Source organism: Streptomyces sp. NPDC015220 (assembly GCF_043079345.1).
Taxonomy (GTDB): domain Bacteria; phylum Actinomycetota; class Actinomycetes; order Streptomycetales; family Streptomycetaceae; genus Streptomyces.
Genome location: NZ_JBIBUK010000004.1, coordinates 70662 through 84893 on the forward strand (window position 1 = coordinate 70662; position 14232 = coordinate 84893).

Genomic DNA, 14232 nt, shown 5'->3' on the forward strand with positions numbered 1-14232 from the left:
TGCCGGCGGTGACCCTGCCGAGCCGGAGCCACGTCCGGCCGAGGATGCGCCGATTCCGGGCGCGGTCCGGTGTCGATTCCCGGGCCGGGGGTTGCTGTCGGGGAGGCGGTGTCGCGGTAGGGCCTTGGCGGGCGCGTCGACCACGGCCGCCCGCCGGTGGGTCAGCGGGGCCGGGTGAGGGAGGTGAGTTCGCATGGCACACCTCGGCGGGGCCGGCGACGTCCAGCGCTTCGACCGGACGAGGATCGTCTCCCCATGCGTGCCGGCGCTCCTGGGCCCATCCTGGGGTGACTGGATCCGAGTGGTTCATGGCCGGGCCGAGGCGGCGCCGGGGCCGCGTGGTCGGCACCGTGGAGAACGGACGCGCGGTCCACTCGTAGCGCAACGCACCGGAAAGCACCGACATCATGACCGACATCATCGCAGGGGTGGAGATACCCGGGACCTCGGCTGTCGCGGAGGCCACGGACTTTCTCCGGGAGAGGACCGGCCCCCTGATATTCCACCACTCCCGGCGAGTGTTCCTCTTCGGTTCCCTCCATGCGCGTGAACTCGGCTTCCGGCCCGATCCCGAGTTGCTCTACATCTCGGCGATGTTCCATGACGCGGGCCTTTTGATCCCCTTCTCCGAGACGCGGCAGCGTTTCGAGCTGGACGGCGCCGACCACGCACGGAAGTTCCTGCTCGACCGCGGGTTCTCCGGAAGCGCCGCCGAGGTGGTCTGGAGGGCGATCGCGCTGCACACGACGCCGGGGATTCCCGGCCGGATGGATCCCGAGGTCGCCGCCACGAACTACGGCGTGCTGACCGACGCGGTCGGCTGGGGGCTGGACCGGCTGGACGGCGATGAACTGGACGAGATCGTCGCCGCCCATCCGCGCGGTGATTTCAAGAAGGAATTCCTCCGGGCATTCGTCGACGGCCTCGAAGACCGCCCGGAAACCACTTATGGAACCGTCAACGCGGACGTCCTGGAACACTTCGTTCCCGGTTTCCGCCGTACGTCGATGGTGGAGCGCATCCTCGATGCCCCCTGGCCGCGGTGACCCGGCGACCGCCGGGACCGAGTCGATTCGACCGTCGCGCTCTCGCCGTACCCCTCCTCGTCCGAGCCGACGCGCCGCCTTCGGGTTGCGCAGGGTCACCACCGTCGTACCGATGGCGAGCGCGATCCGTCCTTCGCGCCCGGATCGCGAGCCGACCCGGGACGCTCACCATCGAGCGGCGACGGCCTCCCGTCGAGGATCCACTGACGTGTCCGCGTCCGGCATCCCGCACCCCACTCGCCAAGAAAGGAACGCGCGTGCGAGCCATCACTGTCCGGGATCGCGATGCCGGGATCACGGGGCTGGCCCTCGAGGACCTTCCCCATCCCCACGCCGCCGAGAACGACGTCATCGTGCGGGTGCATGCCGCGGGCTTCACCCGAGGCGAGCTCGGCTGGCCCGCGACCTGGGTCGACCGCGCCGGCCGTGACCGCACCCCGAGCGTGCCCGGCCACGAGGTCTCCGGGGTGGTGGCGGAACTCGGATACGGAACGACCGGCCTCACCGTCGGCCAGCGGGTCTTCGGACCGACCGACTGGACCCGCGACGGCTCGCTCGCCGAGTACGTCGCCGTGGAGGCCCGCAACCTCGCCCCGCTCCCCGCCGACGTCGATCACACGGTGGCAGCCGCGCTGCCGGTCTCCGGGCTGACCGCCTGGCAGGGCCTGTTCGACCACGCCCGTCTCACCAGCGGCCAGACCGTTCTGATCCACGGCGCCGCCGGCGGCGTCGGCTCGATCGCCGTCCAGCTCGCTCACCAAGCGGGAGCCCGCGTGGTCGGCACGGGCCGCTCCGCCGACCGGAACGCCGTCCTCGACCTGGGCGCGCACACGTTCCTCGATCTGGAGGCCGACCTGTGGGAGGACGTCAACCGGGTCGACGTCGTGTTCGACGTGATCGGCGGCGACGTCCTCGACCGCTCTGCCGCCCTCGTGCGCCCCGGCGGCACGCTCGTCACCATCGCCCACCGGCCCACCGTGCGCCCCGACGACGGGCGGGCCCTCTTCTTCGTCGTGGAACCCGACCGCGCACGCCTGGTCGAGCTCGCCCAGCGTCTGCGGGACGGCAGGCTCCGGGTACGGGTCGGCGCGGTGCGGCCGCTCGCCGAGGCAGCCGCCGCCTTCGCCCAGCGACAGCGCGTCCCCGGCCGCACGATCATTCGCGTCGCCGAGGACTGAGGGCGAAAGGCCCCGGTCCGGGCGATCGCCTGCCGCGGCGCAGGGCGGCTGTCCGGCTCACGCGCCCATCCGACACGGTCCGGCCGCGACTGTGCGCAGGAATGGTCCGACCCGCTCGTCAGCGTCCGTCTGGGTGCTTCCGGTGAGGCCGGCCGCGGACGCCTTGAGGGCGGCCCACCGGGTCGTCTCCACGATGGTGCGGCGGTGCCGGACGAGAGCGCCGGCGATGTCGACGAGGACGCGAAGGTGCTCGGCTCCGCGCCGGCGGCGGCGGTGGGGAACAGCCCACACGGAGTCTGCCGGACGGGCGACTGGCCCTTCCCGCCGGTGGGGCATACGGATAGGGAAGACTCGGGTACTCCGTCGCGCGAGCGGAAGCGGCGCCGAGGGTGACAAGCGTGATCCCCAGGGGAAACGAGGGCATGGTGGGACCGGAAAGCACACCGACCGGGAAGAAACAGTCCGCGGCAGTGGCCGCTGCTCACCTCGCCCCGTCCTTGGAGGCCGTCGGGGCGGGAGCCTACGTCGTGGACGAGCTGGGCCGCGTCATCGGCGCCAACCACCGCGCCGAGGACCTGCTGGGCCGCCCTGCCGGCGAACTCGTGGGGCAGGACGCCCACGACCTGCTGCACCGCGGGCCGCAGGGCCAGCAGTTGCCCGCGTCGCAGTGCGGCATGCGGCAGGCGTTCCACGCCGGGAGCCCCGCGCAGGGCGGCGACGAGTACTTCGCCCACGCCGACGGCTCCCTGCTCCCCATCTCCTGGACGATCACGCCGTACGACATCGGCGACCTGCGCACCGGCACGCTCGTCATCTTCTACGTCCGCGGGCAGCACCCTGACAGCGGAACGCGTCCGGAGCAGACCGCGGGGACGCTGACCGACTTCGAGCGGCTCGCCCTGCTCGCCGAGACCACTACGCAGCTCACGTCCACGTTCGACGTCGAGGAGGCGCTGCACCGGCTGGTGGGCCTGGTCCTGCCGCGCCTGGCGGACTGGGCCGTCATCGACCTGATCACCGAACGCGACGAGGTGTGGCGCACCGCCGTGGTCCAGGCCGACGGCGGCACCCTGGTTCACCACGAGGAGCTCGAAGGGCCGATGCCGCCGGTGCCGGAGACGTCCCTGATGCCCCTGTCACGCGCCCTGCGGGGCATCGCCTCCACCCTGGCCGGCCCGGACACCTACCGGGGCGTCCCGGATTCCGGCATCATGGCCGAGCAGCGCCGCCTGTTCGAGACCACGGGCATCCACTCCGCGGCCATCGCGCCCCTGCGCAGCACCCGTGACGTCCTGGGAGCCCTCACTCTCGGCCGGGCCGGGAAACCGGGCGCCTTCACCGTCGCCGACCTGCCCCTGCTGGAGGACATCGCGCGCCGCGCCGGCCTGGCACTGGACAACGCCCGCCTCTACCAGCGCCAGCGCAAGGTCGCCGAGACCATGCAGAACCACCTGCTGCCCCAGGTGCCGAGCGTGCCCGGCCTGGAGATGACCGTCCGCTACCTGCCCGCCCCCGACGCCTCGCAGGTCGGCGGTGACTGGTACGACGCCTTCACCCTGCCCGACGGCGCCACGGCGCTCGCCATCGGGGACGTCGTCGGCCACGACCTGGAGGCCGCCGCCGGCATGGCCCAGTTGCGCAACATGCTCCGCGCCTACGCCTGGTCCCAGCAGCAGCCCCCCAGCCGGATCGTCGACCGCCTCGACGAGGCGATCATGCCGATCACCGACGTCGCCATGGCCACCCTCGTCCTCGCCCGGGTGACCCGGACCGGCGACGGCCACTGGCAGCTTTCCTGGACCAACGCCGGCCACCCCCCGCCCCTGCTCATCACCCGCGACGGACTGGCCCAGTACCTCACCGCCGGCCACGGCCTCCTGCTCGGCACCGGAGTCCGCACAGTCCGCCCCGACGCCACGGTGCTGCTGCCGCCGGGGTGCACCCTCCTGCTGTACACCGACGGCCTCGTCGAAGCGCCCGGCCGCACCCTCGACGAGGGCCTGGACCGACTGCGCCAACACGCCGCCGCTCTCGCCCACCGCCCCCTGCCGTCCTTCACCGACCAGCTCCTGCGCCGCGTCCAGCCACCCGGACACGACGACGTCGCCCTCCTCGCGCTGCGCACACCCGCGCGGGAGCGCACGGGCCCGGACCCCGTTGAGCCCTGAGCCCTCGGGCCTCGGCCGTCATGGATGCGACATGTCCCTGCCGCGCCCGGCACGGTGCGGCCGCCGGTCCCGGCCCGGCTGACTGACTGACTGACTGACTAGCCGTACAGCCCGGTGCGCCGACCGTCCGCGGTGGGCGCGTGCTCACGTTCGAGGAGCACGGAGGCCATCAACTCGGCGTCCAGGGCGGTGATGTCGGCCAGCCGCGTCGCACTCGAGTAGGCGTGGAACAGCTGCTTGGTGACTCTCAGAGCGGTGGGTGAGCGGCGGATGACGGGTGCGGCCCAGGCGTGCACTGCCGCATCGAGATCCTGTTCGGGTACGACGCGCTGAAGGATCGAGAGGGCTCGGGCTTCCTGAGCGTCGAAGGACCGGCAGGTCAGTACCAGTTCACGGACGCGGGCCGCACCGACCTCGTTGAGGAGGCGGGGGAGAAGGCCTCCCCACGCGGTGGGCAGGCCGAGGGCCAGCTCGGGGAGCCGGAAGGTGGCGGTCTCGGCGGCGACCCGGAGGTCGCAGGCGAGCGCCAGGGCGAGCCCGGCGCCGATGGCCTTGCCCTGGACGCGGGCGATGGTGACGGCCGGGTTGGCGGAGAGGGCCTCGCAGACGCGGCGGGCCTTGGCGCCGGAGATGCGGACGCCGCTGCCGTCGGGGTCGTGTGCCAGTTGCTCCGCGTACTCGGAGCGGTCGCCGCCCAGGCAGAAGTCCGCGCCGGCGCCGGAGAGCACGATGACCCTGATGTCAGGGGCCTGCTGGTCGAGGACGGCCAGCAGTTCGTCGAGGAGTGTCTCGGTGACCGTGTTGCCCTGGTCGGGGGTGTTCAGCTCGATGGACAGCAGGGGGCCCCGCCGGTCGGTCCGAAGGGTTTTGTGGGACTGGACGGTGTGGGTGGCCGGGGTCGGCAGGGCTCTCATGCCGTCACTTTCAGGGAGGTCATGCGGCGGAAGACCATACGGGGTGCGTAGGTGGGGCCGCCGGCGGGTTCGAGGGTGGGGAATCGTTTCAGCAGGTGGGTGAGGAGGATTCGGGCCTCGAGGCGGGCCAGGGCCGCCCCGAGACAGTAGTGGGCTCCGCCGCCGAAGGTGAGGTGGTCGCCCCGCCGGAGGATGCTGAAGGTGTGCGGGTCCGGGTTGCGGCGGGGGTCGTGGTTGGCGGCGCCGTACAGGACGTGGACCATCGTGTCCTTGGCGATGGGCACGCCGGCCAGGATGGTGTGTTCCGCGGCGATCCGTGAGTTGAGGTGGATCGGCGGGTCGTAGCGCAGGACCTCGTTGACCGCGTCGTCGATGTGTTCGGGGTGGTGGCGCAGCCAGTTCCATCGGCCCGGGTCCCGCAGGAGGAACCAGACGGCGTTGGAGAGCAGGGTCGCGGTGGTCTCCAGCGACGCGATGGTGATGAACATGATCAGGTGGTAGAGGGTGCGGTCGGCGGCTGCCCGGTCGTCGGGGAACCGGGCGTCCCAGTGGCGGATCCAGCCGGAGACGACATCGTTGCCGGGGCGGGCCCGGCGTTGCCGGACGAGATCGGTGAAGAAGGTCCGCATCTCGCGCGTGGCCTCGGCGGAGACCGCGAGGTCGCTTCTGGTGGGCAGCAGTTCCTGGGCGAAGACCTGGCGGTGGGTGAAGTCCAGGATGTGCGCGTGGTGCTCGGCGGGGATGTCGAGCCAGTGCCCGACGGTCCGGACGGGCAGTTGCTCGCTGACCGTGGCGACCAGGTCGGCGACGCCGCGGTCGCGGAGACCGGCTTCCAGTTGGTCGAGGAGCCCGCGGACATGGTCCTCGATGTCCGGTTGCATCTCCTGCAGGGTCCGTCGGTCGAAGAGGTTGCCGAGACCGCGTCTTTGGCAGGTGTGGGCCGGGGCGTTGAGCCGCGAGAGGGCGTTGCTCATCTCCTGGGTGGCCGGGGCGTGCCACCGTTCGGGGTCGGGCTGGCGTTCCTGCCAGGCGATGTCGGGTACGAGCCAGGTCCTGCCGCGCAGGACCTGACTGCACGCCTCGTATCCGGTGACGAAGTACCCGCCCCACGGGGCGGGGACGACGTCGCCCATGCCGCGCAGCTCTTCCCAGACGGGCAGAGGGTTGGCCTGCCCTTCGGGAGAGAGCAGGCGCCGGAGAACGGAGATGACGGCTCGCCGATCTGTTCTGTCGCCTATGTCGCCCACTGCCGTCACGCGAAGCTCCTTCGTCTGTGCCGAGCGTTACCGGCGGAAGCTACCCCTCCTCTCCTGTGGATCATGCCTCGCGGTGTGTTGCCCCTGTCACATGCGTTGCTCTACACACGGAAGATGTCGAGGAACGTGCTCCAAAATCCCTTCTTCCTCGGTATGGCCTCTTGGTGCCGGGATGCGGGTGATGCCGGCACATGGGAGGGTGCCGCCGTCGGTGCCGCACCGGGCGTCGACGGGGACAGGGCGGCCACCCGGGTGCCGGGCGTGGGCGTGAAGCGGACCGGCAGGGCGGCCAGGGCCCGGTGGAAGGGGCCGGGCCGCCACTGCAGCTCGTCCGCCGGCGCGTCGAGCGTCAGGTCGGGCAGTGCGTTGAGAACCGCCTCGATGGCGGTCAGAGCGATCACCGTCGCCGACGACTTCGCCGGGCACGCGTGCGGGCCGGCGCCCCAGGCCAGGTGAGCCCCCTTGCTCAGGGACTGCCGGGCCGTCCTCAGCGAGGGGTCGGTGTTGGCGCCGCCGAAACTGATGACCAGGGGGGTGTCCGCCTCGACGCGGACGCCGCCGAGGTCGATGTCGTGCAGGGGGTAGTGCGTGGCGTAGTTGGCGATGGGCGGGTTGTTCCACAGGACGTGGTCGAGGGCTTCCTCGATCAGCATGCCCGCGCCCCGGCCCGAGGAGCCGTGGGACAGCAGCAGGAGCAGGGCGTTGCCGATCAGGTTCCGTTCGGGCTCGACGCCGGCGCCCATCAGCATGACGAGCTGGTCCTTGAGTTCTTCGTCGTTCAGACCGGCGGGGTGCTGGATGAGCCAGGAGGTGACGTCGTCGCCCGGTTCGCGCCGCTTGAGCGCGATCAGCTCCATCAGGCAGGCGGTGAGTTCCTCGTTGGCCTTCAGCGCGTCCCGGCCGTCGAAGATCGCCGACATGGAGCTGGTGAGCCGGTCCCCGATCCCGGCCGGGCAGCCGAACAGCCGGTTGAAGAGGAGCAGCGGCAGCAGCTTCGCGTAGTCGTTGAGCAGGTCGGCGCGTCCGCGTTCGCTGAACTGGTCGATCAGGAACGCGGCGATGGGCTCGACGTCCCGGCGGACCCTGCTGATGTTGAGCCGGTCGAGGCTGTCGGTGACGGCCTTGCGCAGCCGCAGGTGCACGGCACCGTCGGTGAACAGGCAGTTGGGGCGGTACCCCATCATCGGCAGGACCGGGTTGTCCAGTGCGATGAGGCCCTGGTTGAGCGCCTTCCAGCGGCGGGGGTCCCGGCTGAAGTCGTTGGTGTTCTGCAGCACGCTCCGCGCGGCCTGGTAGCCGACGACCAGCGTGGCGTCCACGCCCGGGGCCAGTTCGACCGGAGCGGCGGGTCCGGTACTCCGCATCCGGTCGTAGGCGCCGTGGGGGTCGGCGGCGAAGTCCTGGCCGTGCATGGGGCATCTGGACGGAATACCCGGCGTCGCAGCCGGTTGCTGAAATTCCATGGGTTCGGATCCTTCATGTACCCGGCGTCCTCGCGGCCCGGGTGGGGGTGGCTGAGAGCGCCCGGCGGATCAGGCCGTACGGGCGAGGAGGTGCTTCACCAGGGTGATCAGCGCCTGGCCCGACGACTCGCGGCTGCGGGCGTCGCAGTACGAGACGGGGGTGTCGGGAAGCAGGTCGAGGGCCTCCCGGATCTCGGTCTCCTCGTAGTTCACGTCCGGGGTGAAGGAGTTGACAGCGATGGAGTACTCGAGGCCGTACTTCTCGACCAGCTCGATCACCGGGAACGACTCGGCCAGCCGCACTGGGTCGACGAGGATCAGGGCGCCCAGCGCACCGCGGGCCATGTCCTCCCAGAGCTGGACGAACCGCTGCTGCCCGGGCGTGCCGAAGAGGTACAGCACGACGTCGTCGCTGAGGGTGAGGCGCCCGAAGTCGAGGGCGACGGTGGTCGTCACCTTGCCCGGGGCGCCCCGCAGGTCGTCCACGTGCGCGGACGCCTGCGTCATCCTCTCCTCGGTGCGCAGCGGGGCGATCTCGGAGAGCGAGCCGATGAACGTGGTCTTGCCCACGGCGAAGTGCCCCACCACGAGGATCTTCGCGGCGATCGTCACCGCGTCCGAGACGTAGCGGGACGCTGGCCTAGAGGGCTTTGAGTAGTCCATGCAACACCTTCTCGATGACGGCTCTCTCTTGTGGCTTGGCACGCGGTGGCGCGGCACGGCGCAGCAGATGCCCCTGTTCCGCTAAATCGGTCAGCAGCAGCCGGGCGACCCCCACCGGCAGACCCAGGTGGGCGGCCACTTCCACCACTGCCAGGTAGCCCCCCGAGCACAACTCCCAGATGGCGCGTACTTCCGGGCCGGCGTTCAGAGGCATCTGCCGATCGGGGGCCAGGGTGACCAGGGTGTGCAGCGAGAGCTCTTCGGCGGAGGGCAGTTGCCGACCGCCGGTGATGACGTAGGAGCGGACGAGTTCGTTGGAGACCGTGGCGTCCTCGTCGGGCGCTGTCATGCGTCGGCACCGGTCTGGCGGGGCTGCGCGCTCAGCGCCCGGCCCAGCGCCGCCACCTGCTGCTGCATGCGGATCGACATGAGCTCCATGTCGACGTCCAGAGCCGCCGAGACCGCGAGGTACGCCCCGCTGCCCGCCGCGATCAGGAAGATCCACCCGCCGTCGTACTCCAGCAGGGTCTGCTTCCAGACCCCCTTGCCGCCTCCCACGAAGCCGGCCACCGCGCGGCTGAGCGACTGCATCGAACTCATCGCCGCCGCGTTGGTCTCCGCCTCGTCCCGGCCTATCTCGCTGGAGCGCTCCATGAGCAGGCCGTCGGCGGAGACGAGGATGGCATGGCGGGCACCACGTACGTTCAGCACGTCGTTCAGAACCCAGGACAGATCGGGCTTCACTGCTCTTGTGATCCTTCCGTGATGGACGTGTCCCGCCCCCGAAACGTCCCGCGCGCATAGGCGCCGAGGCGCGACGCGGTCACCTGGCTGTCGTGCTCGGGGTCCGGCTCCGTCCCGGTGGACGCCGTGGCGGACAGCTGCGGCACCGCCGCGACCGCACGACGACGCTTGGGCAGTCCTCCGGCCGTCTTCCCCACGATCGTCACCGGCGCCGGTCCCGAGCCGCCGTTCGACGCCGGCTCCTCCGCTGTCGTTCTGATCTCGGCGGGCACGGGAACTTCGTGGGTCAAGAGACTCTCCGGGAGGAGGATGACCGCGCGGACGCCTCCGTACGGCGAGACGGAATCGACGGAGACCTTGAAGCCGTAACGGGCGGCGAGCACGCCGGCGACGGCGAACCCGACCCGCGGAGGGCTTCCCAGGCTGGTGATCGAGATGGGGCCCTGCGTGTTGAGCAGCGCGGCGGCCCGGTCCTTCTCCTCCTGGCTGATGCCGAGGCCCGCGTCGTCGACGATCAGGCACACGCCGGTGGGCACGGACTGGATGTTGACCTCGACGGGCGTGTCGGGCGCGCTGTAGCTGGTGGCGTTGTCGAGGAGTTCCGCGAGGACGACGGCGACGGGCTCCACGGCGGTACTGGAGACCGCCACGTTCACCTGGCTGTGGATCTGCACCCGGTCGAAGTGCTTGATCCGGCCCTGTGCGCTGCGCGCCACGTCGTAGACGGAGGCCGCGATCTCCCGGCGGCCGAGCCAGCCGCCGCACAGCGCGGCGATGCCCTGGGCCCGCCGGCCGAACTGCGAGTTGGTGTGGTCGATCGTCATGAAGTCGGCGAGGATCGTCGGATCGTTGCCGTACTTCAGGCGGGCCAGGTCGCTGATGGACCGCTGCTGCTCGTCCGCCAGGACCTGCAGGCTGCGCATCCAGGCCCGCAGAACGTCCTTCGTCTCCGCCTCGGCCTCACTGCGGACCTCCGCCAGGGCCTGGTCGTGCTGGGCCCGGAAGTTCGCGTACTCGGCGTGCAGCCTACGCTGCTCCGCCTCGACCTGGTCCTTGTCCGCGCGTACTTTGGCGCTCTGCCTCCGGAGCGCCATGTTGGTTCTCCGAGCACGCACCACTGCGGCGACCGCAGCGATGAGCACTCCTAGCAAGATCCACCCAAGCGGATCCTTGATCAAAGACGTCATGGGAATCTCTTCGAGTCGCATCGCGAGGGTGTGGGCAGGCCGCACAGCGGTGGCCGCGGTCGTGCTGCGGCCTCACTCGCGGACCAACGGCAACTACTCCTTCGCGGTGGGCCGTCCGGACTGTCCCCCGTGACGCGCGCATGACGCAGCGTCAGCCTTTTGAAAGTCTGTTGATCTTATCAGCGGCGGCGGGATGCAAACCGCGCCGTCAAAAGCGGAGTTGACGTCCGAAACCGGCGCGATCGGTATGTCCCGGGGGAGCGGGATCCGAGTCCCCGATGCCCGAACCGCCGGCACGGCTCGCCGTCGGCCCGCGTCCGAACACCACGGGCCCGGTCCACGAGCGCACCGGAGAGATCACCGTGCGGCGGCGAGGCGGCCCGCTACAAGGCGGCCCGTCACCCTCGCCGCCGCACGGCACACCTACCGGCTCGACTGCTCCTGTCCCCCGTACGGGCACCGCGATCGCGCCGCCGGACAGGGACCGTCCGGCGGGCGACGCGGCGGAGAAGAAAGGATTCGGTGATTCATGTGTCAGTCCGGTGATGACCCGTCACCCGTACTGCTCGGCGACGACGTCATGGCTTCGGCCCCGCCCGCAGTGGTCCATCACCTCGGTGGGCCGGTGACTGCCTCGAGTTCGGCCACGAGCCGCGTCGTGAGCGGCACGGGGATGCCGTGGCGTCCGGCCGCGCGCAGCACGGCTCCCCCGATCGCGTCGAGCTCCAGCGGACGGCCCGCCTCCGCGTCGCGCTGCATGGACGACTTGCTGCCGGCGGGGAACGCGTCGTAGCGCTCCAGGACCTCGGCGGCCACCGTCCGCCCGCCGCAGGCTCGGCCGACCGCCACGGTCTCCTGGACACAGGCGGTCAGTTCCTCCCGCCGTTCGGACCGGATGACGCCGATGGGCGCCTGGTGCCGTGTGGTGAGCAGGGCGAAGGGGGCGAGGAAGGCCAGCTTTCCCCACAGGAGTTGGCGCTCGTCCGGCACGATGCGCGTGGCCGTGCCCGCATCGGCGAGCAGGGCGGCGAGCGGGGCGAGCCGCTCCTGCCGGCCGGCCAGGTCCACCTCCGTGAACGGACTGCCCTGCTCGATGACGCCCGGCGCGGTGCGGGTGGACTCGACGCGGATCACGGCCGGCACCACTCGCCGTTCGCCGTAACGTGCCCGCAGGGTTTCGGTGTGGTCGACGCCGTTGAGCAGCGGCAGGAGCACTCCGTCGGCGAGCGGCCGGGTCGGGACGCGGTCGAGCGCCGCGTCGAGTGCGGTGCTCTTGACCGTCACCAGGCACACGTCGACGGGCTCGCGCAGCTCGGTGTCCGCCTCGACCGTCGCGGTGAGGTCGCCGAACTGCCTGCTGCGGACGTGAATGCCGTCCCGACGCAGGGCATCGGCGGTCTCCTGCCCGGCGATGCAGATCACGCGGTGTCCGGCGCGGGAGAGCAGCGCGGCGAGCAGACCGCCGACTCCGCCGGGGCCCAGTACGGCGACGGCCGGACGGGACGGGAGCGGGATGGGTTCGATGGCGAGTCGTCCGGTGTCGGACATGGACGGGTTCCTCTCACTCGGCGGGTCGGCATCCGGAACGGTTTGCCGCCCTGGGCAAGGCTTGATCATTCACCCGAGCGGTCCGCCGGCTGCCACCGGGTGGCGGCGTCCGTGGACCAGCGTGCCGTCCCGGGCCGGACGAAGTGTCCTCGGGTGTCCTCTCCTCGGGTCCTCGGGGATTCGTGGCCGCGAGCCGTCCACGCCGGCGCGGCCGGCGACACGGACGGCCTCGTCAGGCACTCGTCCTGCCGTGCGCTGGGCGCGAAGCCCTCGCCCGCGACGGCCAGGGGGCGTTACGGGAAGCGTCGGTGGTCAGCCGTCCGCGTCGGGGTCGCGCCGGTAGGTGCTGATCTCGATCAGGTTGCCGTCGGGGTCGCGCAGGTAGGTGCTGATGAGGGTGCCGACGGCGCCGGTGCGCCTGACCGGGCCTTCTTCCGGCGTGATGCCGCAGGCCGCCAGGTGCTCCAGGACCTGCGCCTGGGGTGTGTCGGTGACCAGGCACAGGTCCGCGCTGCCGGGGGTCGGGCGAGCGGCGTGCGGCAGGAGTTCGCGGCCGGCCCGGTGAAGGTTGATCTTGCTGGTGCCGAAGGCCAGCGCGCGACGGCCGTGGTCGAAGGTGACCGGTTCCATGCCCAGGACGCGCCGGTAGAAAGTGACGGTCCGTTCGACGTCCTCGACGGTCAGCACCAGATGGTCCACACCGGTGATCCGAAGTCCTGGTGCCGGTTCCGGGGCGTACCGGCCGAGCCCTCGGGTGCAGGCGGCCCACGCGCTGGAGGACAACAGGTCGCGCGAGCGGGCGAAGAGCCGGTACAGGGCGGCGCCGTGCCGGGCTGCCAGGTCCTCGTTGTGCGTGATCACGTCCAGTTCGTTGGCGGCGGTGATCTCCAGGAAGGCGCGCAGGTCGGCGTCGGCGGGAGTGTGCTCGCCGCCGGTGAAGCGGTCGCGGAAGACCACCGGCCGGTCGCGTCCGAGCAGCGGGTACACGGCGCTGCGGTCGCAGCTCGCGTAGAGGTGGACGAGCGCTTCGGCTCGATCGCCGATGAGCTCGGCCAGAGTCCCGCGCTCGGTGATCCCGAGCAGAACCTCGTCGAATCCGTCGGTTCCGTAGGCGGCGTGGCACAACCCCGCGGACTGTACGACGGGATCGGCGCCCCACTCGGCCAGCGTTCGCGCCACTCGGATCAGATGGGCCAGCAGGGTGCCACCGGGGTGGGGCAGGCGGTCGGCGCCCCGATCGCGCAGGAAGTCCTCGATGTGGGCCCAGGGGGACGCGGCTTCACTCCGACGTGTCGTCACGTCACAGGTTATAGTCGTGACGTGAACGGCGAGGCAACCCCTTCGAGCGACGTTCCCGCCGAGGAACTGCGGTTCAACTTCCGCTCCGGTCGGCTCTGTCTGGCCTTCGTGGCCACGGTGGGCGAGCGCTGGCGTGGCAACTACGAACGGCTGCGGGAGCCCGCCGACCTCGCGCGCTGGTACCGGGAGGTGGGTCTGCTCGACGACCCGCCCGCGATCACGCCGGCCGGACTCGACTCGGCCCGAGAGCTCCGTGAGGCGATCCACCGCATCGCACGGACTCTGATCGCCGGACACATACAGGTCGGCACGGACGAAGCCGTCGTCAACGCCGCCGCCGCCGCTCCCCCACTGGTCCCGGTCCTCCACGCCGGGACCAGAAGGCTCACCTTGCCTTCCGCCGACGGCCAAGGGGCGGCGCTCAGCACGGTGGCACGCGATGCCATCGGCCTGTTCACCGGAACCGGCGCCGACCGCATCCGGGAGTGCGCCAGTCCCACGTGCGGCCTGCTGTTCGTCGACACCAGCCGCCCCGGCCGACGCCGCTGGTGTTCCAGTTCGGCCTGCGGCGGCAAGGACCGAGCCGCCGCCTACCGCCGCAGACGTGCCGCGAACATCAACTCCGCCGACGGCCCCGAAAGGTGTTGAGGGAGGCGAAAGCGCGACGCCCGGCCGGCACCGGCGGACGACACGGCCGAGTGCGCCGCCGACCCGGCGGGCGGTTGGACCCGCCCGCCGGCCTCGGCCGGCGAGCGGCCCGGCGGGC

The 14232-nt window shown here is 71.3% G+C and carries 13 protein-coding genes; 4 read left to right on the forward strand and 9 right to left on the reverse strand.

The annotated features are described in order from the left end of the window. Positions 1-407 precede the first annotated feature (407 nt). The 3 genes from ACF061_RS11885 (at position 408) to ACF061_RS11895 (ending at position 4392) form a co-directional block, all read left to right on the forward strand. On the forward strand, positions 408-1046 hold the full coding sequence (locus ACF061_RS11885; protein ID WP_392266699.1) for an HD domain-containing protein: 639 nt from the start codon (positions 408-410) through the stop codon (positions 1044-1046). Positions 1047-1303: 257 nt separating this feature from the next. Then, on the forward strand, positions 1304-2224 hold the full coding sequence (locus tag ACF061_RS11890) for an NADP-dependent oxidoreductase (RefSeq protein ID WP_392266700.1): 921 nt from the start codon (positions 1304-1306) through the stop codon (positions 2222-2224). Positions 2225-2646: 422 nt separating this feature from the next. Further along, complete coding sequence (locus ACF061_RS11895; RefSeq protein ID WP_392267034.1) at positions 2647-4392, forward strand: SpoIIE family protein phosphatase; 1746 nt, start codon at positions 2647-2649, stop codon at positions 4390-4392. Positions 4393-4490: 98 nt separating this feature from the next. On the opposite strand, the gene ACF061_RS11900 is transcribed toward ACF061_RS11895, so the two are convergent. The 9 genes from ACF061_RS11900 to ACF061_RS11940 form a co-directional block, all read right to left on the reverse strand. Then, a complete protein-coding gene (locus ACF061_RS11900) occupies positions 4491-5306 on the reverse strand; it encodes an enoyl-CoA hydratase/isomerase family protein (protein WP_392266701.1) in 816 nt (271 codons plus the stop codon). Beyond that, positions 5303-6562 carry a cytochrome P450 gene (locus ACF061_RS11905; protein ID WP_392266702.1) on the reverse strand — a complete coding sequence of 420 codons (1260 nt, stop codon included), beginning with the start codon at positions 6560-6562 and terminating at the stop codon, positions 5303-5305. The genes ACF061_RS11900 and ACF061_RS11905 overlap by 4 nt, the downstream gene beginning before the upstream one ends. Before the next feature lie 101 nt (positions 6563-6663). After that, positions 6664-7974, reverse strand: a complete 1311-nt coding sequence (locus tag ACF061_RS11910; protein ID WP_392266703.1) for a cytochrome P450 — start codon at positions 7972-7974, stop codon at positions 6664-6666. A 120-nt stretch (positions 7975-8094) separates the two neighbouring features. Further along, positions 8095-8688 carry an ATP/GTP-binding protein gene (locus ACF061_RS11915; RefSeq protein WP_392266704.1) on the reverse strand — a complete coding sequence of 198 codons (594 nt, stop codon included), beginning with the start codon at positions 8686-8688 and terminating at the stop codon, positions 8095-8097. Then, entirely contained in the window at positions 8666-9037 is a 372-nt protein-coding gene (locus ACF061_RS11920; protein WP_392266705.1) for a DUF742 domain-containing protein, read from the reverse strand. The genes ACF061_RS11915 and ACF061_RS11920 overlap by 23 nt, the downstream gene beginning before the upstream one ends. Continuing rightward, the gene (locus tag ACF061_RS11925; protein WP_392266706.1) at positions 9034-9432 is read right to left on the reverse strand and encodes a roadblock/LC7 domain-containing protein; all 399 of its coding nucleotides are present in this window, start codon (positions 9430-9432) and stop codon (positions 9034-9036) included. The genes ACF061_RS11920 and ACF061_RS11925 overlap by 4 nt, the downstream gene beginning before the upstream one ends. Beyond that, a complete protein-coding gene (locus tag ACF061_RS11930; protein ID WP_392266707.1) occupies positions 9429-10619 on the reverse strand; it encodes an ATP-binding protein in 1191 nt (396 codons plus the stop codon). The genes ACF061_RS11925 and ACF061_RS11930 overlap by 4 nt, the downstream gene beginning before the upstream one ends. Before the next feature lie 609 nt (positions 10620-11228). Continuing rightward, entirely contained in the window at positions 11229-12167 is a 939-nt protein-coding gene (locus tag ACF061_RS11935) for a ketopantoate reductase family protein (protein WP_392266708.1), read from the reverse strand. A 312-nt stretch (positions 12168-12479) separates the two neighbouring features. Next, on the reverse strand, positions 12480-13466 hold the full coding sequence (locus ACF061_RS11940; protein WP_392266709.1) for a VOC family protein: 987 nt from the start codon (positions 13464-13466) through the stop codon (positions 12480-12482). Between the two features lie 21 nt (positions 13467-13487). Here ACF061_RS11940 and ACF061_RS11945 point away from each other — a divergent pair, with 21 nt between their 5' ends. After that, on the forward strand, positions 13488-14114 hold the full coding sequence (locus tag ACF061_RS11945; RefSeq protein ID WP_392266710.1) for a CGNR zinc finger domain-containing protein: 627 nt from the start codon (positions 13488-13490) through the stop codon (positions 14112-14114). The last annotated feature ends 118 nt before the right edge of the window (positions 14115-14232 follow it).

Bases quoted from the DNA above. Each gene is read 5' to 3' on its own strand.
- ACF061_RS11895 (WP_392267034.1), top strand. From the start codon at position 2,647: ATGGTGGGACCGGAAAGCACACCGACCGGGAAGAAACAGTCCGCGGCA.
- ACF061_RS11920 (WP_392266705.1), bottom strand. From the start codon at position 9,037: ATGACAGCGCCCGACGAGGACGCCACGGTCTCCAACGAACTCGTCCGC.
- ACF061_RS11910 (WP_392266703.1), bottom strand. From the start codon at position 7,974: ATGCACGGCCAGGACTTCGCCGCCGACCCCCACGGCGCCTACGACCGG.
- ACF061_RS11915 (WP_392266704.1), bottom strand. From the start codon at position 8,688: ATGGACTACTCAAAGCCCTCTAGGCCAGCGTCCCGCTACGTCTCGGAC.
- ACF061_RS11885 (WP_392266699.1), top strand. From the start codon at position 408: ATGACCGACATCATCGCAGGGGTGGAGATACCCGGGACCTCGGCTGTC.
- ACF061_RS11900 (WP_392266701.1), bottom strand. From the start codon at position 5,306: ATGAGAGCCCTGCCGACCCCGGCCACCCACACCGTCCAGTCCCACAAA.
- ACF061_RS11930 (WP_392266707.1), bottom strand. From the start codon at position 10,619: ATGACGTCTTTGATCAAGGATCCGCTTGGGTGGATCTTGCTAGGAGTG.
- ACF061_RS11935 (WP_392266708.1), bottom strand. From the start codon at position 12,167: ATGTCCGACACCGGACGACTCGCCATCGAACCCATCCCGCTCCCGTCC.